The 24317-nt window shown below is 69.2% G+C and carries 14 protein-coding genes and 1 pseudogene; 5 read left to right on the plus strand and 10 right to left on the minus strand.

Going from position 1 to position 24317, the window contains the following annotated elements; genetic code table 11:
* Positions 1 to 902: pseudogene (locus ABH941_RS09195) on the minus strand (LamG domain-containing protein); the annotation flags it as partial.
* A 529-nt stretch (positions 903 to 1431) separates the two neighbouring features.
* Between ABH941_RS09195 and ABH941_RS09200 the strand changes: the two are divergent.
* Positions 1432 to 8379 (plus strand): polymorphic toxin-type HINT domain-containing protein, encoded by a 6948-nt coding sequence (locus ABH941_RS09200; protein ID WP_370128157.1) that lies wholly within the window; start codon positions 1432 to 1434, stop codon positions 8377 to 8379.
* Positions 8380 to 8468: 89 nt separating this feature from the next.
* Positions 8469 to 8864, plus strand: a complete 396-nt coding sequence (locus tag ABH941_RS09205) for a hypothetical protein (RefSeq protein WP_370128158.1) — start codon at positions 8469 to 8471, stop codon at positions 8862 to 8864.
* A 520-nt stretch (positions 8865 to 9384) separates the two neighbouring features.
* Here the strand turns inward: ABH941_RS09205 and ABH941_RS09210 are convergent.
* The 5 genes from ABH941_RS09210 to ABH941_RS09230 form a co-directional block, all read right to left on the minus strand.
* A complete protein-coding gene (locus ABH941_RS09210; RefSeq protein WP_370128159.1) occupies positions 9385 to 11049 on the minus strand; it encodes a protease pro-enzyme activation domain-containing protein in 1665 nt (554 codons plus the stop codon).
* Between the two features lie 209 nt (positions 11050 to 11258).
* Positions 11259 to 14003 (minus strand): magnesium-translocating P-type ATPase, encoded by a 2745-nt coding sequence (gene mgtA, locus ABH941_RS09215; protein WP_370128160.1) that lies wholly within the window; start codon positions 14001 to 14003, stop codon positions 11259 to 11261.
* Entirely contained in the window at positions 13987 to 14340 is a 354-nt protein-coding gene (locus ABH941_RS09220; protein ID WP_370128161.1) for an ArsR/SmtB family transcription factor, read from the minus strand. Before ABH941_RS09220 ends, mgtA begins: the two co-directional genes overlap by 17 nt.
* 97 nt (positions 14341 to 14437) lie before the next feature.
* Positions 14438 to 16102 carry an LCP family protein gene (locus ABH941_RS09225; protein WP_370128162.1) on the minus strand — a complete coding sequence of 555 codons (1665 nt, stop codon included), beginning with the start codon at positions 16100 to 16102 and terminating at the stop codon, positions 14438 to 14440.
* Positions 16095 to 16637: a DUF6542 domain-containing protein gene (locus ABH941_RS09230; RefSeq protein WP_370128163.1), complete on the minus strand. Its 543-nt coding sequence runs from the start codon at positions 16635 to 16637 to the stop codon at positions 16095 to 16097. Before ABH941_RS09230 ends, ABH941_RS09225 begins: the two co-directional genes overlap by 8 nt.
* 359 nt (positions 16638 to 16996) lie before the next feature.
* On the opposite strand from ABH941_RS09230, the gene ABH941_RS09235 reads away from it, so the two are divergent.
* Positions 16997 to 18652, plus strand: coding sequence for a hypothetical protein (locus tag ABH941_RS09235; RefSeq protein WP_370128164.1), 1656 nt, complete (start codon positions 16997 to 16999; stop codon positions 18650 to 18652).
* A 67-nt stretch (positions 18653 to 18719) separates the two neighbouring features.
* On the opposite strand, the gene ABH941_RS09240 is transcribed toward ABH941_RS09235, so the two are convergent.
* Positions 18720 to 19220, minus strand: a complete 501-nt coding sequence (locus ABH941_RS09240) for a GNAT family N-acetyltransferase (RefSeq protein WP_370128165.1) — start codon at positions 19218 to 19220, stop codon at positions 18720 to 18722.
* A 329-nt stretch (positions 19221 to 19549) separates the two neighbouring features.
* Between ABH941_RS09240 and ABH941_RS09245 the strand changes: the two genes are divergently transcribed.
* On the plus strand, positions 19550 to 19774 hold the full coding sequence (locus ABH941_RS09245; RefSeq protein WP_370128166.1) for a hypothetical protein: 225 nt from the start codon (positions 19550 to 19552) through the stop codon (positions 19772 to 19774).
* A gap of 16 nt (positions 19775 to 19790) precedes the next feature.
* Here ABH941_RS09245 and ABH941_RS09250 read toward each other — a convergent pair whose 3' ends face one another.
* Positions 19791 to 20792 carry a GlxA family transcriptional regulator gene (locus ABH941_RS09250; RefSeq protein ID WP_370128167.1) on the minus strand — a complete coding sequence of 334 codons (1002 nt, stop codon included), beginning with the start codon at positions 20790 to 20792 and terminating at the stop codon, positions 19791 to 19793.
* Positions 20793 to 20862: 70 nt separating this feature from the next.
* On the opposite strand from ABH941_RS09250, the gene ABH941_RS09255 reads away from it, so the two are divergent.
* Positions 20863 to 21825, plus strand: a complete 963-nt coding sequence (locus ABH941_RS09255) for an NADP-dependent oxidoreductase (protein WP_370128168.1) — start codon at positions 20863 to 20865, stop codon at positions 21823 to 21825.
* A 139-nt stretch (positions 21826 to 21964) separates the two neighbouring features.
* On the opposite strand, the gene ABH941_RS09260 is transcribed toward ABH941_RS09255, so the two are convergent.
* Together ABH941_RS09260 and ABH941_RS09265 are read right to left on the minus strand one after the other, a co-directional pair.
* Complete coding sequence (locus ABH941_RS09260) at positions 21965 to 22927, minus strand: SDR family NAD(P)-dependent oxidoreductase (protein WP_370128169.1); 963 nt, start codon at positions 22925 to 22927, stop codon at positions 21965 to 21967.
* An 18-nt stretch (positions 22928 to 22945) separates the two neighbouring features.
* Positions 22946 to 24304, minus strand: a complete 1359-nt coding sequence (locus ABH941_RS09265; protein ID WP_370128170.1) for a cytochrome P450 — start codon at positions 24302 to 24304, stop codon at positions 22946 to 22948.
* Positions 24305 to 24317: the final 13 nt, after the last annotated feature.

Genomic DNA, 24317 nt, shown 5'->3' on the forward strand with positions numbered 1-24317 from the left:
GAAGCCGAAGCCGAAGCCGAAGCCGAAGCCGAAGCCGAAGCCGAAGCCGAAGCCGAAGCCGAAGCCGAAGCCGAAGCCGAAGCCGAAGCCGAAGCGCTGGCGGAGGAGGAAGTGTTGGAGCTGCTGTCCCACATCGTGGTGGTGTCGCTGTGGAACACGGTCTCGCCCGTGGCTGCATTCACGGCTTGCGCGCCGCCGCCCGGGGTGGCGACGACGTTCAGGCCGGTAGTCTCGGTACCCAGCGTCAGGGTCTGCAGCGCCGGATTGGACGCCGCCTGGGCATCCTTGATCACCAGGACGGTGGAGTACCCGCTGGCGTCAGCCGTCAGCTGCAGATCCACCGAGGGAAGAACGTTCGGGTACGTGGCGGTGTCGCCGGAGACCACCGGCTGCGGCAGTGCGGTGGGCCAGGTCAGGGTCAGCGACTCGATCCCGCTGCTGAGGGTCGCCATCGTGGTGCTGCCGCCGGCGGAGAACACCACACTCGTATCGGCCGCCTTGGGCACCAGGCTGCCGTTGCTCTGCGCGGTGAGCGTGGTGTCGACGGGCGTCCAGGCACCGTTCTTCCACACCCGCTGCGGGCTGGAGGACATCGACTCCGTGTAGGTGCCGTCCGGATTGGCCGTCAACTGCGAGGACTCGGTCGTGGCGGAAGCCACCGTCACCGGCTGCCCGGAGGCCTGGGCCTGCTGCGAGGCGGTCCACCGCGCAGCAGTCGACTTCGCGTCTAGAGCGGCCGCGCTGCTGGAGGCGCGCGTCGAGGCCTGTGTCGCGGCAGGGGTGGCAGCGGCGTGCGCAGGCACGGCCGCGCCCAGTGCGGTCGCGGCCAGCAGAGCGGACAGTGACGCCGCGAGAGGCCGGCCGCGCCGCCGTCGCCTGCGGGTAGGGGCGGTGAGACGCATGTGGATGATCGGGCCCTTCGCGAGGCGGCGGAGGTCCCCCCGGTGGGCTCCGCGTCCGCGTCATTGTGCGTGGCCGATGTGACAGCGGTCCATCAGCAATGCGCAGGCGAAGCATCGTGACGGAACGACATGTCTTATTTGAATAGGCTATGTGAAGGTTAAGAAGCGCCTTTGGGGAGACTCTTACCAGGGAGTCGGCCCGCCGGGGGCATGTCACGTCTTACGGTGTGCCGATGCGGGGCTGTGGATCTCCATAGCCTGGCTTGTGTACGCCCGCAGACGGTTGGTGGGGTTTGTATGCCTGCTGCGGGCGCGAATGGGGAGGAATCTGCGCGCCATGGTGCGTTTTGTCGGCCTGTCACGCCATCGTGCCCGTGCGCTGTCGCGGCGCGTAGCGCTGGTTGCGGCAGCTGCGGTCGTCGCCACCGGTTTGGCGCCTGCCAACCAGGCGCTGACAGCATCTGCGACCAAGCGTCACATCGCCGCTCCAGCGGTTCCCGCGGAACACCCCCTGGCGCACTCCCTGGCCGTGCCGAAAACCGTTGCGCTGCCCAAGACCGTCCAGCGGTTCAACTCGGCCGGACACGACCAGTTGCCCGGCGCCGCCTCCGCCACCGTCACCCTGCCCACGGGCACTACCTCCTCCGGTACATCGACGAAGCACACGACAGTGGGTGTCGCGGCAACGGGTCCCGTGCGCGCCGGCACCACGCCGATATCCATCGCCCGAATCACTCTTCCGGGCACCTCGACCACCGGGTCGACGGGAGCCGCTTCCAGTCCTGTGACTACGAGCCCTTCCCAGGTGGAAGTAAGTGTCGCCTCCCAGGCGACGGCGCAGGCCGCAGGTATCCACGGCATGCTGTTCACCGCCCAGAGCACCGGCTCAGCTGGCGGTCCGGTGCAGGTCAGCGTGGACGATTCCACGTTCTCCGAGGCCTATGGCGGCAACTACGCCGCCCGACTGCACCTGGTGCAGCTTCCTGCCTGTGCACTGACGACGCCCCAGCTGGCCAGTTGCCAGAAGCAGACTCCTGTCAGCAGTGTCTCGGCCGCAACGCCGCTGACCGCCCAGGTGTCACTTCCGGACCCCGTGCCCACCGCTGCCACACGGACCGCCAGGGCGGCTACTGCGTCGGCCGTCGTGACGCTGGCGGCGACCTCCGGAGCCAGCGGCTCGACCGGGGACTACACCGCAACGAGCCTGACGCCCGGGGGCAGCTGGTCAACGGCGGGCAACACCGGCGCCTTCACGTACAGCTATCCGATCCCCACACCGGCTGCTATCGGCGGCGCCGCCCCCAGCATCGCCCTGAGCTACGACTCATCCAGCCAGGACGCCCGCACGGCCGGCACCAACAACCAGTCCTCATGGGTGGGTGACGGCTGGTCGACGAACGACAGCTACATCGAACGCACCTACCGGTCCTGCAGCGACGACACCTCCTCCGGGGCACCGACCGGAGACGGCGACGAATGCTGGAACGGGCAGATCCTGACCATGTCCCTGGGCGGTAAGACCACGGCCATCGTCTACGACGCCGGTAACACCACCAACCCCTTCCACCTGGCCGCCGACGACGGCACCACCAAGGTCGAAAACCTGACCGGGGCCACCAACGGCACCACCAACGGCGAATACTTCAAGGTCACCGAAGGCGGCACGCAGTACTTCTTCGGCCTGAACCATCTGCCCGGCTGGGCCACCGGTGACGCGACCACCCAGTCGGCCTGGACCGAACCGGTCTACCAGGCCCACAGCGGCATCTCCGCCTGCCCCAGCGGCTCCTTCGCCAGCACCTCCTGCACCCTGGGCTACCGCTTCAACCTCGACTACACCGTCGACCTGCACGGCAACGCGACCGCCTACTACTACAACCCGGAGGCCAACTACTACGGCGCCGACGCCCAGAACACCGCCGTCGCCTACACCCGCGGCGGCACCCTGGCCCGCATCGACTACGGCATGACCTCCTCCACGATCTACTCCGCGACCGCACCTGAGCAGATCGTGTTCAACGCCTCTGCGGAGCGCTGCATCGTCGGCACTCCCAGCGGCAACAGCTGCACCGACACTCAGTTCACCGTCGCCAACCCTCAGTACTGGCCCGACACCCCCATCGACCAGAACTGCGCCAGCGGCTCGTCCTGCACCAACCACGCACCGACGTTCTGGTCCCGCAAGCGGCTGACCACGATCACCACGCAGGTCCAGGTCGCCGGAGCGACAAAGCAGGTCGACCAGTACACCCTGGCCCAGCACTTCCCCGACGGCGACCTGTGGCTGGACTCCATCACCCACACTGGCTTGGACACCGGCGGCGGCGACACCAGCACCACCCCCACTCCCACCGTCAGCTTTACGCCCTATCAGCTCATCAACCGGGTGGGCACCATCCCCGGCATGCCGGCCCTGGACCATGACCGGATCGGCACGATCACCTCGGAGACCGGCGCCCAGACCACCGTCACCTACAACGACAAACCGGACTGCTCCAGCGCCCCGGCCAGCGACCCCAACGATCCCACCGACGCCGCGGCCAAGGGCTTCGCGTCCACCAACACGCTGTGGTGCTTCCCGGTGTACTGGACGCCCACCGGCCAGCCGAATCCGATGATGGACTGGTTCTACCTGCACCCGGTCAAGCAGGTGCAGACCCTGGACCTGAAGAACAGCTACCAGGACGGCACTGAGCCCTCCCAGACCACCGCCTACACCTACGGCACGCCGGGCTGGCACTACGACGACAACGAGACCGTCAAGGCCAAGTATCGCACCTGGGGCCAGTTCCGCGGCTTCTCCGAGGTCGACACCACCACCGGAACCACCACGACGTTCCACTTGACCAACAAGGCGCAGGTCTTCGACCAGCGGACGCTGTCCAAGGCCCACTACTTCCTGGGCATGAACGGCGACACCATGCCCTCTGGCACCCGTAGCGTGTCGCCGCTCGCGAGCCAGGACGGAACCGTCAGCGTCGCCGACGACAACGCCCTGGCCGGACAGGTCTTCGAAACCGACACCTATACCGACGCCACCGGCACCACCATCGACAAGGCCGTGGTCACGGTCCCGACCATTCTCGGTCCCACCGCCACCCGTACCCGCACCGGTCTGCCGGACCTGACCGCGCAGATGGTGCGCACCGCCAAGATCCTCACCCGCCAGGCCGTCTCCTACGGATGGCGCAAGACCGAGACCGACACCTTCTACAACACCACATTGGGCCAGCCCACCACCGGCATGCCCGTGCAGAGCGATGACCGGGGCGAGCCCACGGCCACCGGCAACGTGACCCGGTGCACCTTTACCCGCTACCTGACCAACAGCAGCGAACTGCTCGTCGTCCTCGCCCAGACCACCGTCACCACCCAGGACTGCACCAGCGCCAACGCCACCGCCTCCGGCACGCTGATCTCGGACACCCGTTCCTCGTTCGACGGCCACGCCTTCACCTACGACGGAGCCACGCCCGCAGGCACCGCGCCCACCAAGGGCGAGATCAGCCTCACCGAGAAGGCGTCAGCAGCCTCCGGGGCGGCCGCCACCGCCTACGTCGCGCAGAGCTCGTCGGCCTTCGACAGCTACGGGCGCGTCACCCAGACGGTGCGCACACCCAACTCCACCAGCGCGAGCGGCGCGAGCCTGGCCCAGAGCGTCGCCACCTCCTACACCCCGGCGACCGGGGCGTTGCCGACCAGCGTCGTGACGGCCACCCAGGTCACCCCTGGCGCGACCTGCACCACCGCCACGGCGACGTCCAAGACCTGTGAGGTCGCCACCATCGTCCTGGACGCGGCACGCGCGCTGCCCGTCACCAAGACCGATGTCGCGGGCCTGGTCACCACCTTGACCTACGACGCCCTGGGGCGGATGACCGCAGTCTGGCTGCCCAACGAGAGCAAGGCCTCGAGCGCACCGGCGAACACTACCTACAGCTACACCCTCTCCGCGAGCGCCCCGTCGGTGGTGGCCACGCACAAGCTGCTGGACAACGGCAGCTACAGCACCTCAGAGACCCTGTACGACGCGATGCTCCAGCCGATCCAGACCCAGGCGACTGCCGAGAACGGCACGGTGACGGTCTCGGACACCGAGTACGACTCCCACGGCTGGACCGTGGTGACGAACAACTCCTACTCGGTCTCCGGCACCCCGGGCGGCAGTCTGGTCAGCGTCTCGCAGGTCTCCATCCCTGACACCACGGTCACCGACCACGACGCCATGGGCCGCGCGACCCAGGTCTCCGAGGAAGCCGCCGAAGCCACCACCTGGACCACTCGCACCGCCTACACCAACGACACCACCACCGTCATCCCACCCACCGGCGGCGTCGCCACCACGACCACCGTCGACGCCCGCGGCCAGAAGACCGCCCTGGAGCAGTACACCAGTGCCCCGACCCTGACCGGCAGCCCCACCGCCGGCTTCGCCATCGGCGCGGGAACCGGCGCCGGCACCACAACCAGCTACACCTTCACCCCGGCCGGACAGCAGCACACCGTCACCAGCCCCGACAACAGCGCCTGGACGTTCGCCTACGACCTCATGGGACGCAAGACCTCCCAGAGCGACCCGGACGTCGGCGCGAGCACCTACGGCTACGACGACGCCGGGAACCAGACCTCCGCCACCGACGCGCGCGGTATCGAACTCGACTACACCTACGACTTGATGGGCCGCAAGCTCACCGGCACAGACAAGTCCAAGAGCAACTTCGAGTTCGCGTCGTGGCTCTACGACACCCTGCGCATCGGCCAGCCCACCTCCTCCACCAGCTATGTCCAGGGCACCACCGGCGGCTACACCGTGGCCACCCTGGGCTACACCACCCTGGGCAAGCCCAGCGGCACAAAGATCACACTGCCCGCCGCCGAGGCACCTCTGCCGACCACCACCACCATCACCTACGGTTACACCACCAACGACCAGTTGCTGACCACCCAGTCCGACCCCGAGGCCTACGGGATGTCCGCCGAGAATCTGCAATACGGCTACGACGCCCTCGGCAACCCCATCAGCAACGAAACCGCCACCGACATCTATGCGGCCTCGACCGTCTACAGCGATTTCAGCCAGCCACTGCGGATCACCCTCGGCGCCTCCACCGACCCGGCCTACATCGTCAACTCCTACGACACGCAGACCCTGCACCTGAGTGATCGTCAGATCTCGCGCACCCTGGCACCCGGGCCACTGGTCGACGACACCCAGTACACCTACGACGCCTCCGGCAACCCCACCTCGGCCACCGACTTGCAGAGCGAGACCGGCAGCACCGTCACCGACCGGCAGTGCTTCGCCTACGACGCCCTGGACCGCCTGACCAGTGCTTGGACCACCAGCAGCACCGCATGTCCCACTGGCGCCAGCACACCCGCGGCCAGCACGGTGTCCACCACTGCCGGGTCCTACTGGCAGTCCTTCAGCTACGACGTCATCGGCGACCGCGTCCAGAGCATCGACCACGCCACCGGCACCGGCAGCGACACCACTACCGCCTACACCGACGGCTGCACCGGAACCTGCGCCAACGGCACCCAGCCCCACACCCTGACCGCCACAACCGGCGCCAACCCCACCAACCTGACCTACGACGCCGACGGCAACCTGCTGACCCGAACCCCCACCACCGGCACAGCCCAGACGCTGACCTGGGATGATCAAGGTCACCTGCAGAAGGTCACCACCGGGACCACCAGCACCTCGTACGTCTACGACGCCGACGGCAACCAGCTCCTGCGCCGCGACCCCGGGCAGACCATCTTCTTCGCCGGCGACACCGAAATGGTCGTCAACACCGCGCTTACCACCCACAAGCTCATCGGTGCCATCCGCACCTACACTTTCGCCGGTACCCCGATCGCCATGCGATCCAGCATGTCCGGCGGGGGCCTGGACTACCTGTTCACGGACCTCCACGGCACACCCTCCATGGCCATGGACGTCACCACGCAGCAGGTGGCCCGGCAGCAGTACAAGCCCTACGGCGAAAAACGGGCCAGCGCCAACACCACCCTGTGGCCCGACGCCACACACTCCTACCTCGACAAACCTCAGGACGCCAGCACCGGATACGCCGACATCGGCGCGCGTAAATACGACGCCACCATCGGCCGCTTCATCAGCGACGACCCGCTCCTCAACACGGCAGACCCGCAGTCCTTCAGCGGCTACGCCTACGCGGACAGCAACCCCATCAAGGGCAGCGACCCCTCCGGGCAGATGCACCAGGACATCGGTGGCCACACCGAGACTCTCCTCACATGGGACTGCGGCGATAGCAATGGTTCTTGCGGAGGCGTGGGCAACATCACGGCTGGCGACGTGGGGAACGCTGCTGTCGGCTTTGCCGACACCCTCGCGGAGGGAGCTAAGTCGCTCCTGCCGGGATCGAACTACATGGCCGAGGCCGTCTCGTCGGCGTACAACTACGCAACGAGCGGGAACTTTAGGCCCTCAGGCTGGTCCGTAGCCTTCGACGCCCACCCCCTGGCAACCTCGCTGGGCATCAACACCAGCCGGAAGTCCTACCAAGCCGGCGGATTCCTCGCCACCATGGGGATGCTGCTGGCTGCTCCAGAAGCGGGCGCGGAAGACGATGCCGCGCTTGCGTTGGGGGGGTGCAGTTTCGCTCCCACTACCCCAGTCCTCCTGGCGGGTGGGACCCAAAAGGCGATCGGCAAGATCAAGGCCGGCGACACAGTAGAGTCCGCCGATCCCGGCACTGGTAAAGACGTCGGTGGCCGAACCGTCCAACATGTGTGGATCAACCACGACAACGACCTCCTCGACGTCACGGTCAACACCGGCAACGGACACCCGTCCGTCATCCACACCACGGCCAACCACCCCTTCTGGGACGACACCACCCGCACCTGGACCCGAGCCGATCATCTCAAAGCCGGCGACAAACTCGCCAGCACCACGGGGCACCACCCCACCGTCCTGAACGTCAAGACGACCCCCGGTGCCGCCAACCGCTGGAACCTGACCGTCGCGCAACTCCACACGTACTATGTGCTGGCTGGCAATATGCCCGTGCTGGTGCACAATACGTGCGGAGGAATTCCGTACAACAGCAATGAGCTGAGCAATGCCGCTTACAATGGTCGTGTCGCAGCGGGAGTGAGTCCAGGGCGAAATGTTGCAGTCGCGCGTGTCCCGGGTTGGAATGACCCCAAGATCGGGGACCTTGTATATGGCTTCAGCAAGGTGAATGGTTACCACTCTGAGAATCATATTCTAGACCAGCTGAAGGCGCGGAGTTTCGAGCCGAGTCAAATCACCGAACTGTACAGTGGGCCCCAACCTTGCTCGGTCTGTTGGCCTATATTGGATGGCGCCCTGAGCCCGGGTACCCCAATTAACTGGTCGGTTCCTTGGGGGATGACGCTACAGCGAACGCAGCCTCCAACGAGCTACTCAGACAGACGATCGCCGCAGCTGGCGGTCGCTGATTTGGGGACGCGGTAGCCTGAGATGCGTTGCGGGTGGTGGCCCTTACGGTACCCGTCATACTCTTCAACCAGATCAACTACTAACTACAAGCCGGGTGTTCGTGCATGTTTGACTACGTCAACGCTTCCGACGATGTCCTCGCTAGCCGAAACAAGTTGGCTGACCACGTTTGCCGTGAACTCCAACTGGCTGGGATCCCAGCCTTCCGAATGGTCGAGGTGGTGGGTCCAGCCGGGGCAGAGGTGGAGGTTGACGCCGGCGACGACGAGGCGGGGGGCGTCTTCGTGTCATGGCGCCCCGATCCAACTCTTTCCCAGTCTGTCGCTGAAAGTGTCCTGCGTCGTGAGCTCGAAGCGCCGGTCATTCGCCATTCCGGAACGGTTGCCTCACATATGCGCGATGCGATTGTCGGAATTCTCAATTCGGCTGGGTTTCAGGCTGAGGTTGCGAATGATGATATGCGTCCGATGGCGATCCAGGTTATGGGTTACTCGGGTTGATATCGTAGCTGCACGCTGGATGCTGACAGATCGTGATCGTCGTGCTGTTGCTGGATCATGGAGTGTGCAGCGGTGGGCGGTGACAGACCTGAACCCAACCACTTTGGCGGACGGTTCACAGTCTGGATCCGATGTTGAATCGTCCAGGCCGCGGGAGCAGAAGGTGGTCGGCGGTGGGGCGGTATACCAAACACAGGAACCAATCGGCGCTGTCGGGCCGGATGTAAATCTGCTGGCTCTACCTGCATAGGTTCGAACCCTGTACACGCTACTGGGGAACGGGACGGCCCCCCACCAGCGGAATCGCAGATGGGGGGCCATTTTTGCTATCGAGCGCCGGGCCCTGTTCGGAGTGACGCTATGTGTCCGACCGTTCTTCTCCGCGGTCAAAAATTTGTGGACCGCCCACGGACCAGGAGCGCGGATGTGGCCGGCGACGATGCGGTCATCGGGTCCGCGGAGGGGAACGGCGGCGCTTGGGTCGCCGTGGCGGGCCCCTCGCTAGCGGGCCACCCCGCTGTCAGCCGAGGCTGGCCGTGATGAAGTTGGCGCCGTCGTAGGAGCCCCAGCCGGTTACCTGGTCGTAGCCGGTGCCGGCGCTGAAGGAGCCGTTGCTGCCGCTGGTGACGTCGTGGAAGGCGGTGCTGTAGTTGGATCCGGTCGCCAGTGCGTAGATGGAGGAGTTGGCGTAGCCGAGCGCGGAGCCGCCCTTGGCTGCGGCGTACTGGTCGTAGATCGCGGTGAACGCCGCCCAGTTGGGGGCCGCGGCGCTGGTGCCGCCGTACTCGGCCCAGGCGCCGGAGGTGTAGATCGCCCAGCCGGTGCTGGGGTCGGCCACTGCTGACACGTCCGGGACGTCGCGGTTGGTGTCGCTGGTGACGCCGGACTGGTAGCTGGGCTGGGCGTAGAGGGCCGAGGTGCCGCCGCCGCTGCCGGACCAGGCGGTCTCGCCGCTGTAGTTGCCGGAGGAGTCGGTGCTCAGCGTGGTGCCGCCGACACCGGTGACGTACTGGTCGCTGGCGGGGAAGTCGACGGAGGTGGTGCCGTCGCCCGCGTCGTCGGAGCCGTTGTCGCCGGAGGCGGCGAAGACCGACTGGCCCTGGGCGGACGCCTCGCTGAACGCGTTCTCGTCCGAGGAGCGGCTGGAGCTGGTGGTGCTGGACTCGGACTGGCCCCAGCTGATCGAGACGATGGGCACGTCGGCGCTGACCAGCGCCGCGTACAGGTCGGTGTCGCCGGCGGTGCTGTTGGGGGCCTCGTACACCTTGATGCTGGCGCCGGGGGCGAGCGCCTGGATGACCTCGATGTCGAGCTCCACCTCGCCCTCGCCGGAGGTGTCCGTGGTGCCGCCGTCGATGCTGACGACGGAGGGGGTGGAGGGGCTGAGGGAGAAGGTGCTGTCGTAGGTGTCGATGTTGGACTGGTCGAAGCTGGAGAACTCGACCAGGCCGATGGTCTGGCCCGAGCCGGTGTAGCCGTTGCTGTTCTCGGAGCTGAGGTCGTACGCGGCCAGCGCCTGAGTGGGCGTCAGGCCGGAGACGGCGTGGGACTTGGCGTGGCTCCTCTGGTGCGCCGCCGCGGTCTTGCGCTGCTCGAAGTGCTTGAGCTGGGCGTAGTTGTTGAGGCCCGAGACGTCGACGATGTTCGCGGCCAGGCCGCGGGGCAGGGTCGGGTCGGTGGTGTTGGCGTAGAAGTCGCGCTTGGTGCGGCTGTCGCGGAAGGTGGACAGCGCCACGTGGAAGGCCTTCTCGACCTGGGCCGCGCTGCCGGTCGCGTCGATGACGAGGTGGCCGCCGTAGACCTTGCCGACGGAGAGCCCCTGGGAGCTGAGGTAGGCGGTGGTGGCGGCGATGCTCGCGGCGGATGCGCCGAAGCGGGCGGCGAACTGCTTGACCGTCAGGTAGTGCTTGTACTGCGGGGACTTGGGGTCGTGCACCTGGGCGAGGAAGGCGTTCAGTCCCGCCCGGTCACGCGGCGCGAGGCTGACGGCGACCGATATACGCTTGTCGGAGGCGACGGCGCCGAGCCGGGTGGAGTGGCCGGCCGCGGGGACGACGTCGCCGTGGACCGCGACCTGCTGGGTGAGGGCCGGCGTGGTCTGGGCGGTGGCGGGGGACGCGCCGATCGCGATGATCGGCAGCGGTGCGGCCAGCAGGCCGACCAGGGATTTCAGGGGGGTTTTCAACGTTCCTCCTGGAGCGCGGAGTTGGGCATCGTCCGGGCGCATCCTGGGCGGATGGTCCGAAATCTGCCGTACTTGACGTGTCCACGCTAGGAAGGTCGGGGTCCGTTCGTAAGCGGGGTATCCCTTGCAACCCCTGTGAAATTCTTGTGCCCTCAGCGGTCGGCCCCGTGCCCGTACTCGGCGTTCCGCGTCCGCGGCCGGGGAATGCATTATTGCGCAGGACTGAAACCTTGATGCGGGAACCGCCTCCCCCGACTGCGGTTGCCGGCGCGGTGCCACAGCTCGCGGGCGGCGAGCAGGAGCAGGGTGTAGCCGCCGAGGATCGCCGCGAGCAGCGGGTAGTAGCCGGCCGGCAGGGCGCCCAGGCCCAGGGCCGCGCCCAGCGGGGTCAGCGGTAGGAGCAGGCCGGTGGCGGCGAGCGCCGCGTTACCGACGCGCACCGGCCAGGGTGCCGGCGTGCGAGGGCGTACGGAGGAGGCGCGCAGGACATGGATGGTCAGGGCCTGGGAGATCAGGTTCTCGGTGAACCAGCCGGTGTGGAAGGCGATCTGGGTCTCTGCCGGGCCCAGACCGCGGGTGAGGTGGCTTATCGCGGCGAAGGTCACCAGGTCGGCGAGGGCGTTGAGGACGCCGAAGAACAGCACATACCCCGCCAGTGTGCGGCGGTCCGGAAGTCGGGGGAGGTGCACGCCGGAGATGCGGGGCCGGTCGAAGGCAAGGGTGAGCTGGGCGGCGTCGAAACACAGGTTCTGCACCAGGACCTGGGCGGGGAGCATCGGCAGGAACGGCAGGAACACTCCGGCGGTGAGCATGGTGATCACGTTGCCGAGGTTGGCGGACAGCGTGGTGCGCAGGTAGGCGCCGATGTTGGCCAGGGACCGTCGGGCCTCGGGCAGGCTGCGGCTGACGGCGGCCAGATCGGAGCCGGTGAGCAGGACGTCGGCGTGCTCGCGGGCGGTGTCGACGGCGCCCTGGGGGCAGATGCCGAGGTCGGCCGCGCGCAGGGCCGGGACGTCGTTGGCGCCGTCGCCCAGGAAGCCGACGGTGTGCCCGGCCGAGCGCAGTGCGCGCACGATGCGGGCCTTGTGGGCGGGGGTGGCGCGGGCGAACAGGGTGGTGGTCGCGGCCAGTTGGGCCAGTGCGGCGTCGTCCAGGAGGTCCAGGTCGCAGGCCAGGACCGGGTCTCCGGGGTCGATGCCGATGTCGGTGCAGGCCCGGGCGGCGGTCTGCGGGTGGTCCCCGGTGATGACCTTCACCTGCACGCCGTGGGCACGCAAATCGGCGACGGCTGCCGCGGCGGAGGGTTCGGGTTCGTCGCGCAGCGCGACCAGCCCGACCAGGGTCAGGCCGTGTTCGTCCGCCGGAGTGCAGGGGCGGGCGCCGGCCGCGCGGTGGGCGACGGCGACGGCCAGCAGCCGCAGGCCTCGGGCGGCCTGCTCGGCGGCGAGGTTCAGAAAGCGCTCGCGCTGATCGGCGTCGAGGGTGCGCGGGTGACCGTCCGGGGCGGCCAGTGCCGTGCAGCGCTCCAGTACGTCCTCCACACCGCCCTTCACCAGGAGTGTGTGGGTGCCCGTGCGCCGGTCGCCGCGGAGCACCGCGGTGGCCAGGCGGCGGACCGGGTCGAAGGGGATGGCCTGGATCCCGACCACCGCGTCGGCCCAGGAGGGGTCGAGCCCCTCGGCGCCCTCCAGCAGGGCCTCGTCCAGGCCGTCCAGGACCGGCGGGTCGCCGAGTTCCAGGCAGACCAGGCTGTTGGCCGCCGCCCAGCGCAGCACCTGCGGATCCGCTTCGCCCTGTGGATCCAGCGCCCGGTCGACGGTGAGCCGGTCCCGGGTCAGGGTGCCGGTCTTGTCGACGCACAGCACGTCCATGGCGCCCAGGTCGTGCAGGGCCGACGGCCGCTTGACCACGATGCGCCGGCGGCGCAGCGCGACCACCCCGCGGGCCAGGACGGTGTTCACCACGACCGGCAGCATCTCCGGGGTGAGCCCCACCGCGACGGCGATGGCGAACGGCACGGTCTCCCAGCCGCGTCCACCCACCAGGGTGCCGGCCGCGAGCACCAGCGCGAGCGAGACGAGCATGAACCGGATCAGCAGTCCGGCCACCGCGCGCACACTGAGCTCGAAGCCGGAGGGAGGCCGCGCGGTCGCCGGTCGGCGGTGGGCCGCGCCCAGATGGGTGTCGCTGCCCGTGGCCAGCACCACGGCGGTGCCGGTGCCGGTGGTCACCCGGCTGCCGAGGAAGCACAGATGGGGTTGGTCCAGCAGGGCTCGTGGAAGGGTGGCCACGGCGCGCGGATCGGAGTGCGCCGTCTTGGGCACTGGTGCGGACTCGCCGGTCAGGGCGGCCTGGTCGACGGCGAGACCGGCGGTCCTCAGCAGGCGCAGGTCGGCGGGGATCGGGTCGCCGGCCGACAGCCGCACCAGATCACCGGGCACCAGTTCGTCCAGCGGCACCTCGCGGGCGAGCGGGGCTGCCGTGGAGTCGCTTCGGCGCAGCACGGTCGCGGTTCCCCCGGCCCAGTTGATCTCGCGCACCGCGGCGGTGTCGTGATCCGCTCCTCGCTCGGCGACCACCCGAAGGACGCAACTGACGGCCACCAGCACGGTGATGACGGTGGTGCTGTACCGGGCGCCGTTGGCGGCTGAGATGACCGCGAGGAAGCACAGGAGCAGGGTGAACGGATCGCGCAGGGCCAGTGCGAGCCGCTGCAGCCGGCGCGGGGAGTGTGCCGGTGCCAGAGTGTTCTCCCCCCAGGCTGCCAGTCGGCTCTCGGCCTGGGCCTCCTGGAGCCCGCGGGGGCCGCTGGCCAGTCGGCGCAGTACCTGGAGCTCGCTGAGCGTCGCCGCTATGGCTGGTGGGACGCTGGCTGCCGCCGGGTCCGGGCTGCCGGAGCGGCCCGGTTCGAGTGGACGCCGGAAGTCCCGGGATGCCTCAGAGAGCCCGGGCACGGCGGTCCGCCTGGCGTTGCGCCGGGCTGGTGTCGGAGAGGTGGTCGATCATCGACTGGACCAGGGCGACCAGGTGCGGATCGTCCACCAGGTAGACCTGGCGGTGACCCTCGCGCCGGGAGCGCACCAGGCCGGCGAGTCTGAGTTTGGCCAGGTGCTGGCTGATCGCCGGCAGGGCCCCGCCGACCTGTTCCGACAACCCGGTCACGTCGCACTCGCCCGACGCCAGGATCCACAGGATGTGCAGCCGTACCGGCGAGGCGAGCATGCCGAAGGAGGCCGCGGCCTCGGCCAGCACCTGCGGTGCGGGGGCCGATGGGTCGGTGCTTCCGGTCACCTTTGTCTCCCTGTGGTGGGCTCTGTCACCGCATCAGAGTACGGACCCGAGGGCGGGGCTGCGTACACCGACATCCGGACTGGTATTCCGCCACGGGTCAGTCGACGCAGGGGATGCCGCCGGCCGTCACGGCGTCCCCCTGCATGGGCACGCTCACGGGCGTGGCGGAACCTGCGGAACCGCTGCCCGTGCCGGTGCCTGAGCCGCTTCCCGAGCCGCTTCCCGTGCCCGAGCCGCTTCCGCCGCCCGATCCGGTTGACGTCGGCAGGGTGAATCCGGCACCGAGGATGACCTCGACGTGCCCCGCCCTGACCGTGGAACTCGCGGTCGGGGTGCCGGCGTTCAGCTTCGCGGCGATCTGCTGAGCCGCGGTGTCGGCTCCCGTGCCGTAGAGGACGGTGGTGTGCGAGCGCGCGCTGTGCGAACTGACCAGACCGGCGGTGTAGCCCTGTGCCACCAGGGCCTTCGACTCGGCGGCGGCGCCGCCGGTGACTCCGGAACCGTTCAGCACGTCCACCACCGCGGGGGCGGTATTGGCCGAGGCCGGGGCGGAACCGCCCGACGCCGAGGCGGAGGCCGCCGGTGCGGGGTCGTGGCCGATCAGCTGCTGCATGATGTGCTTGATCTGGTCGGGGCTGACCAGGTTGACCGACTCCTGGTTGCGGGTGGCGAACCCGGTGATCGGCAGGGTGTTGAACACCACCTTGCCGCCGGTCAGGTTGGGGGCCTGCTGGGCGAAGTCGAGGATGTTCCACTGGTTGTCCAGCACGATGTCCTTCTTGACCACGTTCAGCAGGCTCTGCATCTTGCCCAGGTCGCTGAACAGGCCCTCCTTCTTGAGCTTGTACTCCACCGAGGAGATGAACGCCTGCTGACGGTGGGTCCGCGCGAAGTCGGACCCGCCGCCGTTGGCCGCGGTGGCCGCGATGTTGTGCCGCTGGCGCACGAAGGAGAGAGCCTGGGCCGCGTTGAGCGTGTTCAACCCCTTGTGGAAGCTCGCCCCCGAGCCCTGGCCGCTGATCGCCGGGTCCGAAGTGGCCTGCTTGAGGCACACCGTGATCGGCTGCACCGCCTGCGCGATGTCGTAGAAGCCGATCAGGTTGACCTCGGCGAAGTGATCGATCCGCACCCCCAGGAAGGCCTGCAGGGTGGTGATCGTCGCCTCACGTCCCACCTCGCGACTCTGCTGCTCCAGCGCCGCCCCGGTGACGCCCTGGGCCTGGAGTTTGGTCTCGGCGGCGGCCTTCGCCAGCCCGTACGCCTCCTTTATCTTGTGCATCCCCTGCGAGGAGCCGTCGCCGTTGAGGGTCTCGACGTAGTCGTCACGCGGGATGGAGAAGGCCTGCACCTTCCCGCCGCCGGCCGGGATGTGCAGCAGGATCAGGCTGTTGGTGTTGTAGCCGCCGACATCGCTGGACCCGCCGGCGTGCAGCTCGTCCTGGACTATCCAGTTGGGCAGGTTGTTGCCGTTCATGTCCTTGCGGCTGTCCAGACCGATCAGCAGCAGGTTGACCGAGTTGTCCAACGCCTTCGGCGGGGCGTTCTTCTGAGTGACCGACAGGGCGTCCGAGGTCTTCATCCCCGTCGTCAGCGCATGGTAGGTGTACCAGGAGACGCCCGATGTCAGCAGCACCCCGGCCGAGGACGCGACCGCGACCGCCCGGCCCACCATGAGCAGCTTGGAATGCCCGCGCGCCTTGCGGGGCGGCGCCGCCCGTCCGCGTCCGCGTCCCCGTCCTTGTCCCGCCCGTGGGTCAGCCATGTCCCTGCTCCTTCGTACGCCTGTCCCGTACCGCTCGGACCACCGTCACCGCGATCGACGCGCCGGTGGCTATCGCCATCACCGGGAACGCGTGTGCGGTCCACCCCAGGAGGTTCGTCGCCAGCTTGGCGGTGGTCGTGGAGCCGGCCGAGGCCCCCGCCTCGCGGGCGACCAGCGCGACCAGCAGCACCACGGCGGGGGTCGCCGTCACGATCCACCACAACGCGCGCCGCGCCACCAGCGACGCAGACGCCGCCGCGGCCAGGACCGCGCTGACGGTGAAGAGCAGACCCAGACCACTGCCGGTGACCACTGCGCCCAGCAGCGGCACCAGGATCAGCACCAGCATCCCGACCGCCGTCGGCACCCCGGCCTGCGGTCCGGCCTCTGCCGCCGCTCGCCGCGCCTGCGCGCGGCCCGGCCGGGGCGCCTGCGACTCCAGCGGAGGACGTTCCTCGGTGCTCCCGCGGGGGCCGGCCGCAGGGGGGCGCGCAGCGTCGTCCGGATACTCGTCGGCGAACAGCGGTCCGCTCATCTGTGCCACCGGCTGACCGATCCGGCCAACCGGCCGCTGGTGCCCACCTGCCCCGCCTGGCTCGGCACCGCCCGGCCGACCCCAGGAGTCGGTCATAGCCCCACCCTTCACACGCGCATCGAGGATGCGCACGACGTCACCCTCGTTCACAGCGATACGACGCCGTGATCGTGAGAATAGTTGCACAGTCGCGCAAATCAGCAAACAAAGAGGTGATGTCGGGTCGCGGTCGGCCTCTGCACTCCGTCACCACCGAATCTGCGACAGATCTGCGGCCTTCGCATGGGTTCGTCACAGCCAGGCGCTATAGCTTCCGCGGAGTCTGGGATCTTCCTCCACGTTTCCTGAAAGGCAGACGCATGCGGGTGCACTCATCGCGGATTCTGATCGCCGCGCCGCTGGCCATGGCGGCGCTGGCCATGTCCGGCTGCTCGTCCGGGAGTTCCTCCGCCTCCGCCGTCGCGTCCGGCGGCCCGGGTTCACCTGCGGGGGCCGCATCAGCGGCCTCCTCGGGAGCCACAGCTTCGGCGGGTGTGATCGCGGCCTCGTCGTGTTCCGCGCCCGGGGTGACCGGTGGCTCGGGCAGTGGCACCGGCAACGTCGGAAGCCCGAGCGGCGGAGCTGCCGCAGGCGGCGCGGGCGGGACCCCGCCGAGTGGCACCGCCGGTGCGGTCCCGAGTGGGGCCGCCGGGGGGAGCGGCGGCCCGGGCGGGACGCCCCCGAGCGGTGGGGTCCCGACCGGAGCCGCTCCCGGTGGCGGGCAGGGCGGGCAGGGGGCAGCGCCCAGTGGCGCGCCCGGTGCGGGAGGCGGCGCAGGCAGTGCTGCCGGTGGCGGATCGTCCAGCAGCACCGGCAACAGTGGCTCGGCCCTGTACACCCTCTCCAGCGGGAGCGTGGCCAAGACCGGTCAGAGCTTCACCGTCGGCGCCGACGACACCTCCGCCGTGGTCGCGTCCAAGAGCGGGAAGCTGACCCTGATCCGTCCGACGATCCACACCTCGGGCGGCACCACCTCCTCCGACGACACCAGCTTCTACGGCCTCAATGCCGCTGTCAGTGCCCACGCCGGCGGGCAGATCACCATCGACGGCGGCTCGGTGAGCACTACCGGCTCCGGCGGCAACCTGCTGGACGCCTACGGGACCGCCGCCACGGTCACCATGAACGGCGGCACCCTCAACGCGACCGGGGAGTTCGGCCACGGTGTGATCGCCAGCTACGGCGGCTCGATCACGCTCAACAAGGTCGCCGTCACCACCTCGGGATGCCACGCCGGGGCCGTGGCGACGGACCGCGGCGGTGGCACCGTGGTCGTCAACGGAGGCACCCTGTCCACGTCCGGGAAGTACTCGCCCGATGTCTACTCGACCGGGAAGATGACCCTCAACCAGGTCACCGGCACCTCCACCGGCGCGGAGGCCGTCACCGTGGAGGGGACCAACTCGGTCTCCCTCAACGACAGCAGGCTGACCGGGACCAGCTACGGCAGCCTGCTCTACCAGAGCGGCTCGGGCGACGCCGAGGTCGGCACCGGTGCGCTGGCGGTGAGCGGAGGCTCGCTGACCGCCACCAAGGGTCCCGTCTTCGGGGTGCAGAAGACGGCCGCCGCCATCACGGTGAAGGGCGGCGCCGCACTCAGTTCGAGCACTGGGGTACTGCTCGCGGCGACAGCCAACGGGAAGGCCGTGCTGACCGCCGACGGCGAGACGCTGACCGGCAACGTGACCTGCGACAGCACCGGCTCCGCCGCAGTCTCGCTGACCGGCGGATCGACGCTCACCGGCACGTTCACCAACGCCGCGCTCACCCTGGCGTCCGGCACCACCTGGACGGTGACCGCCGACTCCACCCTGACCTCCCTCACCGACGCCGCCGCGATCTCCGGCAGCAGCATCGGCAACATCGTCGGCAACGGACACAGCGTCACCTACGACCCGAACCTGACCGCGAACAAGGCACTGGCCGGCAAGACCTACACCCTCAAAGGCGGCGGCACCCTGACTCCCAAGAAATAGCCGGGGTCCCACCAGGTCAGCGGTGGCCGCTGCCGTCCCGTCCCCGGTCCACTGGCAAGATCACGGTCTACGGCTGGAGTGCCAGATCGCGCTGATACCAGGTGCCTGGCTTACCGCCGAGGTCGGCCGGGGCGGCCGGTCCGACTGGGACGAACCCGGCTTTGGTCAGCACCTTCTGGGACGCGGCATTGACGACGGCGGTGCCTGCCCGCAGTGTGTGCAGCCCGTGCCGCGCCGCCGCCAGCCGGCACAGCTCTCGGACGGTCGCGGTCGCCACGCCGCGGCCGGCGACGTGCTGCGCGACCCGGTAGCCGAGGTTGGCAGTGCCGTCCTCGATGTCGTACAGGTTGAACCGGCCCAGCACCGAGCCGTCTTCGGCGACCAGCACGTAGAAGGCGCAGATGCCGGCTTCTTGCTCAGCCAGCAAGGCGCGGTGCCGGTCGGCGAAGTGGTTGTAGAACTCGTCGCCGCGGTCGGAGACCGAGGCAGCGAAGTAGGCACGGTTCTCCAGCTCGAAGGCCAGGACCGCCGGGGCATGGCCAGCATCCAGCTGCTTCAGCTCGGGCACCTGCGCAACACTAGCCAGAGGGCGTGCCGAGGCCACCTGATTTTCCATCAGGACGGCGCACCCGAAGACCACACACGGCCAGAAGACGGAACTGGAGCCGGTCCGGTCGACGAGGCAGCCGCCGGTGAAGGCGCCGAATGGTGGTTCCCCGCGCCTATCGCCGGCCGAGGCCAGCCCATGCCCTCTGCAGCGCCGAGAGGCTGACGGCCGAGCAGGGGGTAGCCAGCGCTGCGCGGGAGCCGCGCCGATAGACCAACGCCGGTTTGCGACGGTCGCGACTGCCAAGGGATCACCGCCCCTACTGGCCGACTACGACCCTCTGCGTCTCGATGACGCAGTCAACGCCATGGATCGCGTCATCGGCGATCTCCGGCTCGAGCACGCTGGCCGCGCTGCCGTTGGTCGCTCTCGACCTGGTGCTGCTCATGACCGGAGCGGCGATCACCCGAATCCGGCGGCACGAGTTCACTCTTATGGTGGTGGACCTGGTCTACATCGTCCTGGCCGCTTTCACGCTCTGGCGCCGTTTCGGCTCCAAGCCGTTCATCAACTGACCGGGACGGAGTCCGGCTACGCCTCCCGGTCGGACACTCCGCTGCGGCCTCGGAAGGTGTTCCGGTACGTCTGGGGTGACACCCCGATCGCCGCGTGCAGGTGCTGCCGCAATGATGCACCGGTGGCGAAGCCGACTTCGGCGGCGATCCGGTCGATTGGGAGGTCGCTGGTCTCCAGGAGGTGGCGGGCGCGCTGCACCCGCTGCTGGATCAGCCAGCGGCCGGGGCTTGTGCCGGTCTCCTCCTGGAAGCGGCGGGAGAAGGTGCGCGGGCTCATCCGGGCGTGCCTGGCCAGCTCCCGCAGGGCGAGCGGCCGGTCGAGGTGTTCCATCGCCCAGGCGCGGGTCGCGCCGGTGCCGCTGGCGCCCTCCGCGGGCATGGGCTGTTCGATGTACTGGGCCTGGCCGCCGTCGCGCCAGGGCGGCACGACGCACAGCCGGGCGACCCGGTTGGCGACGGCGCTGCCGTGGTCGCAGCGCACCAGGTGCAGGCACACGTCGATCCCGGACGCGACGCCCGCCGAGGTGAGCACGTCGCCGTCGTCGACGAACAGCACCTCGGGGTCCAGGGCGACCTCGGGGAACAACCGGCGGAACCGGTCGGTGAACGCCCAGTGCGTGGTCGCGGGCCGCCCGTCGAGCAGCCCGGCGGCGGCCAGGGTGAACGCGCCGGTGCACAGGGAGACGATGCGGGCGCCGGGGCGGATGCGGGCGAGCGCGGCGCGCACCGGCTCGGGCAGGTCGGCTGTGAAGCGACGCATGTCGCAGGGCGGCACGATCACCGTGTCGGCGCTGTCGAGCGCCTCGGGCCCGTGTTGGAGGGTGAGGGTGAAATCCGCGCCCGTCACGACGGTGCGTTCCTCTGTCGCCGCGCACGTCACCACCTCGTAGGCCCCCTCGACCCCGGCGAAGACCCGATCGGGGACGCCCAGCTCGAAGGGGTACACCCCGTCGAGGGCGAGGACGACGACGCGGTGCGGCCGCTGATCAAGGACGGTGCGGGACTCCAACGCGGGCATGGCACGATTCTATCGCTACCTGACCATCCTGCCATTGGCGAGGTCAGAGGCATTGCCGCAGGCTTGATCCATGACCACGAACACGAACACGGACACTATGCGGGCCATCAGCCAGGACACCCTGGGCGAGCCGGACGTCCTGCGGGAGGTCGAGCGCGAGCGCCCGGAGCCCGGCGTCGGCCAGATCCTCGTCGCCGTCCACGCCGCCGGCGTCAACCCCACCGACTGGCAGCACCGCCGGCTCGGCCTGTTCCTGGGCGAGCCGCCGTTCACCCTCGGTTGGGACGTGTCCGGCGTCGTCGAGGCTGTCGGCCTCGGCGTCTCGCTGTTCCAGCCCGGCGACGAGGTGTTCGGCATGCTGCCGTACCCGTACGGAGCCGGCGCCTACGCCGAGTACGTCACCGGCCCCGTCCGCGCCTTCGCGGCCAAGCCCGCCGCGCTGAGCCACGTCGAGGCCGCGGCGCTGCCGATGGTGGCGCTCGTCGCCTGGCAGACGCTCGTCGACACCGCGCACGTGCGACCCGGACAGCGGGTGCTGGTGCTCGGGGCGGCCGGCGGGGTGGGGCATGTCGCGGTGCAACTCGCCAAGGCGCGCGGCGCGTATGTCATCGGCACGGCCTCCGCGGACAAGCGCGACTTCCTGCGGGGCCTGGGCGTGGACGAGGTCATCGACTACCGCAGCGCGGACGTCGCGAAGGAGGCCCATGACATCGACGTGGTCCTCGACCTGGTCGGCGGCGCCGACCGGCTGCGCTCACTGGACACCCTCAGGCCGGGCGGTGTCCTGGTCTCCAGCCTGCCCGTCGACTTCGACGAAGTGACCGAGCGCGCCGCCGAGTTGGGAGTCCGGGCCACGAACATCGTGGTCGAGCACGACCAGGCCGGCATGGTCGGCATCGCCGCGCTCGCCGAGGCCGCTCGGCTGCGCCCGCACGTCGCCGGGACCTATCCGCTCGCCCAGGCCGCCAAGGCCCACACGGACGCCGAGGCCGGCCGCGCCACGGGCAAACTGGTACTCACCGCCCGCCGGTAGACAGGGCTCCAGGCCCGCCATCGGCCGACCTGGCCTGTCCGGGGAGAGTTCGAGATCTGGACGTGGTGACCGGTGCCCCCGAAGTCCCCGGAGGGCCGGGCGGCATCGTCGGGGCGCTGCGAGCGCCCGACGCGTGCCGTCACGGTGCCGGCGCGGTGTCGATCCAGTCGGGGATGTCGGCGGCCTGGTCCTGGAGGTGCTGGGTGATGGACCGGAGTGCGTCGTTGCTGTCCTTCGGCGCCCAGGTGTGCGAAGGGTCGGCGATGGTGGTGTAGGCGGAGCGGAGGTTTTCCGGGGTCGGTCGGTCCCAGGCCTGACCCGTTGTCACGGTGAGAAGTACCCGGCGCACGTAGCCGCCGCCGGTCTCGAAGATCTCTCCGGTGCACGGAACGTCCTCGTGGGCCAGCCAGGCGACGACGCAGGCGACTTTCTCCGCCGGGAACATGCGGTCGAACATGGAGCGGAATTCGCCTTCGGGTACGGTCTGGTCGGTGATCCGCGTGGCGGCGAACGGCATCACGGCGTTGACCTTGATGCCGTGTTCGGCTCCCTCGATCGCGAGCGTCTTGGTCAGGCCGAGAACGGCCCCCTTGGCAGCGCCGTAGGCGGCGGTGCCCGGCAGGCCGTAGACGGTGGCGGAGCAGGTGTTGACGATCCGGCCGTTCCCGGCGTCCCGCATGTGCTCCCAGCCGGCCCGGACGACCTGGAACGTTCCCCCGATGTGGGTGTCGAGCGTGCGCGACCACGCGTCGTCGGTGAGGTCCGAGAAGGACTGCGGGATGAAGATGCCGGCGTTGTTGACGATGACGTCCAGCCGTCCCCACTCCCGCAGCGCCGCTGTAACCGCGGCGCGCGCTCCCTCCCTGCGGCTGATGTCGTCCGCGCTGGCGATGGCGCTGCCGCCCGCCTTGACGATGGCCTCCACCGTGTCGCCGGCGCTGTGCGGGGACCGGCCCGCGCCGTTCACCTGGCAGCCCACGTCGTTGACGACCACCCGGGCACCCCGTTCCGCGAGGAGCTTCGCGTACTGCTGCCCCAGCCCGCGGCCTGCTCCGGTCACCAGGGCGACGCGACCCTCGAACCGCATGTCTTGACGCTCCATCAGTTCCTCTTCCTGCATTCAGTCGGCACGGCGGTGGACGGTCATGCGCAGGTCGCGCGGTGCGAGCAGCATCCCGGTGATGGGGCGGGCCGGATTGGCGTCGGCGGGGGTCAGGCTCCAGCGTGCGGTGATCGCGGCGAGGGCGAGTGGCGAGAGCGTCAGTGCGAACTCGTCTCCCATGCACTTGTGCGGACCGGAGCCGAAGGGCACCAACGGTCCACGCGGACGACGGGCGAGTATCTCGGGGCGGTACGGGTCGAAGACCCCGGGACGTGGGAACAGGTCGGGGCGGTGGTGCAGGAGGTACGGGCTGACCGCGACGGTCGTGCCGCGCGGAACGTCGTAGCCCCCGAGGGTGGTGTCCTCGCTGGCGCGCCTGGTCAGGATCCAACCGGGCGGATACATCCGGATGGATTCCAGGATGACCTGGCCGCACAGGGTGAGCCGCTCCAGGTGCTCGTGGCGGACGACGCCGTCGCCGACCACCGAGCGCGCCTCGGCGGCGACTTCGCGCTCGATGTCGGGGTGTCGGCTGAGTTCGATCAGCGCCCACGCCAGTGCGTTGGCGGTCGTCTCGGCCCCGGCGATGAAGAAGGCGACGACCTGCTCCATGATCTCCACGTCGGTCAGCGGCGCGAACTGTGCTGTCTCAAGCTCGTCCTGACCGGCCATCAGCATGGACAGCAGGTCGCCCTGGTCGGTCGTGCCACTGGCGCGGCGTTCGCCGACGATGGTCTCGGACATCGCGCGAAGCGTGCGCATGGCGCGTTCGCAGCGGCGATTGGCCGGAAGCGGGGCGTGCGCGAGGGCCGAAGGCAGGAAGATGCGCTGGTAGAGACCGGCGAGCAGGTCCTTGATGCTGGTGACGGCGCCGTCCACGATCTTTGGATCAAGTCCGGTGCCGAACATGGCGGACACGAAGAGCGAGCCGGTCATGTTCATCATCGCGGACGTGATCTCGAAGCTCTCTCCGTCCTGCCAGCCACGGGCGAGCTCGTCGAGCCGGTCGGCCATGATGCTGGTGTAGCCGGGGAACCGGCTTACCCGGAAGGCGGGTTGGGTCAACCGCCGGTAACGGCGGTGGTCGGCGTACGGGCAGGTCCCGATGTTATTTCCGGTGGCCTCGGCGAAACGCTGATAGAACGTGCCACCCCGCTCGAAGACCCGTGAGTTGAGCATCACCTCGTGGAACAGGTCCGGATCGCAGACCACGAGCACATGGGCGGGGCCCAGGCGCAGGCGCACCACGTCGCCGTGCTCGGGCAGCCGGGTCAGGAATCCCAGCGGGTCGCGCAGCATGGGCAGGGCGTGTCCCAGACCCGGCACTGCTCCGGGAGCTACCGGGATGTTCCTCGGTGCGGTCGTCGTGGCCGTCATCGGGTCTCCTGGG

This window comes from Streptacidiphilus sp. EB103A (assembly GCF_041261405.1).
Taxonomy (GTDB): domain Bacteria; phylum Actinomycetota; class Actinomycetes; order Streptomycetales; family Streptomycetaceae; genus Streptacidiphilus.

Coding starts and splice junctions, on each gene's coding strand:
- ABH941_RS09205 (WP_370128158.1), top strand. CDS start 8,469: ATGTTTGACTACGTCAACGCTTCCGACGATGTCCTCGCTAGCCGAAAC.
- ABH941_RS09225 (WP_370128162.1), bottom strand. CDS start 16,102: ATGGCTGACCCACGGGCGGGACAAGGACGGGGACGCGGACGCGGACGG.
- ABH941_RS09230 (WP_370128163.1), bottom strand. CDS start 16,637: ATGAGCGGACCGCTGTTCGCCGACGAGTATCCGGACGACGCTGCGCGC.
- ABH941_RS09235 (WP_370128164.1), top strand. CDS start 16,997: ATGCGGGTGCACTCATCGCGGATTCTGATCGCCGCGCCGCTGGCCATG.
- ABH941_RS09245 (WP_370128166.1), top strand. CDS start 19,550: ATGACGCAGTCAACGCCATGGATCGCGTCATCGGCGATCTCCGGCTCG.
- ABH941_RS09250 (WP_370128167.1), bottom strand. CDS start 20,792: ATGCCCGCGTTGGAGTCCCGCACCGTCCTTGATCAGCGGCCGCACCGC.
- ABH941_RS09255 (WP_370128168.1), top strand. CDS start 20,863: ATGACCACGAACACGAACACGGACACTATGCGGGCCATCAGCCAGGAC.
- ABH941_RS09260 (WP_370128169.1), bottom strand. CDS start 22,927: ATGGAGCGTCAAGACATGCGGTTCGAGGGTCGCGTCGCCCTGGTGACC.
- ABH941_RS09265 (WP_370128170.1), bottom strand. CDS start 24,304: ATGACGGCCACGACGACCGCACCGAGGAACATCCCGGTAGCTCCCGGA.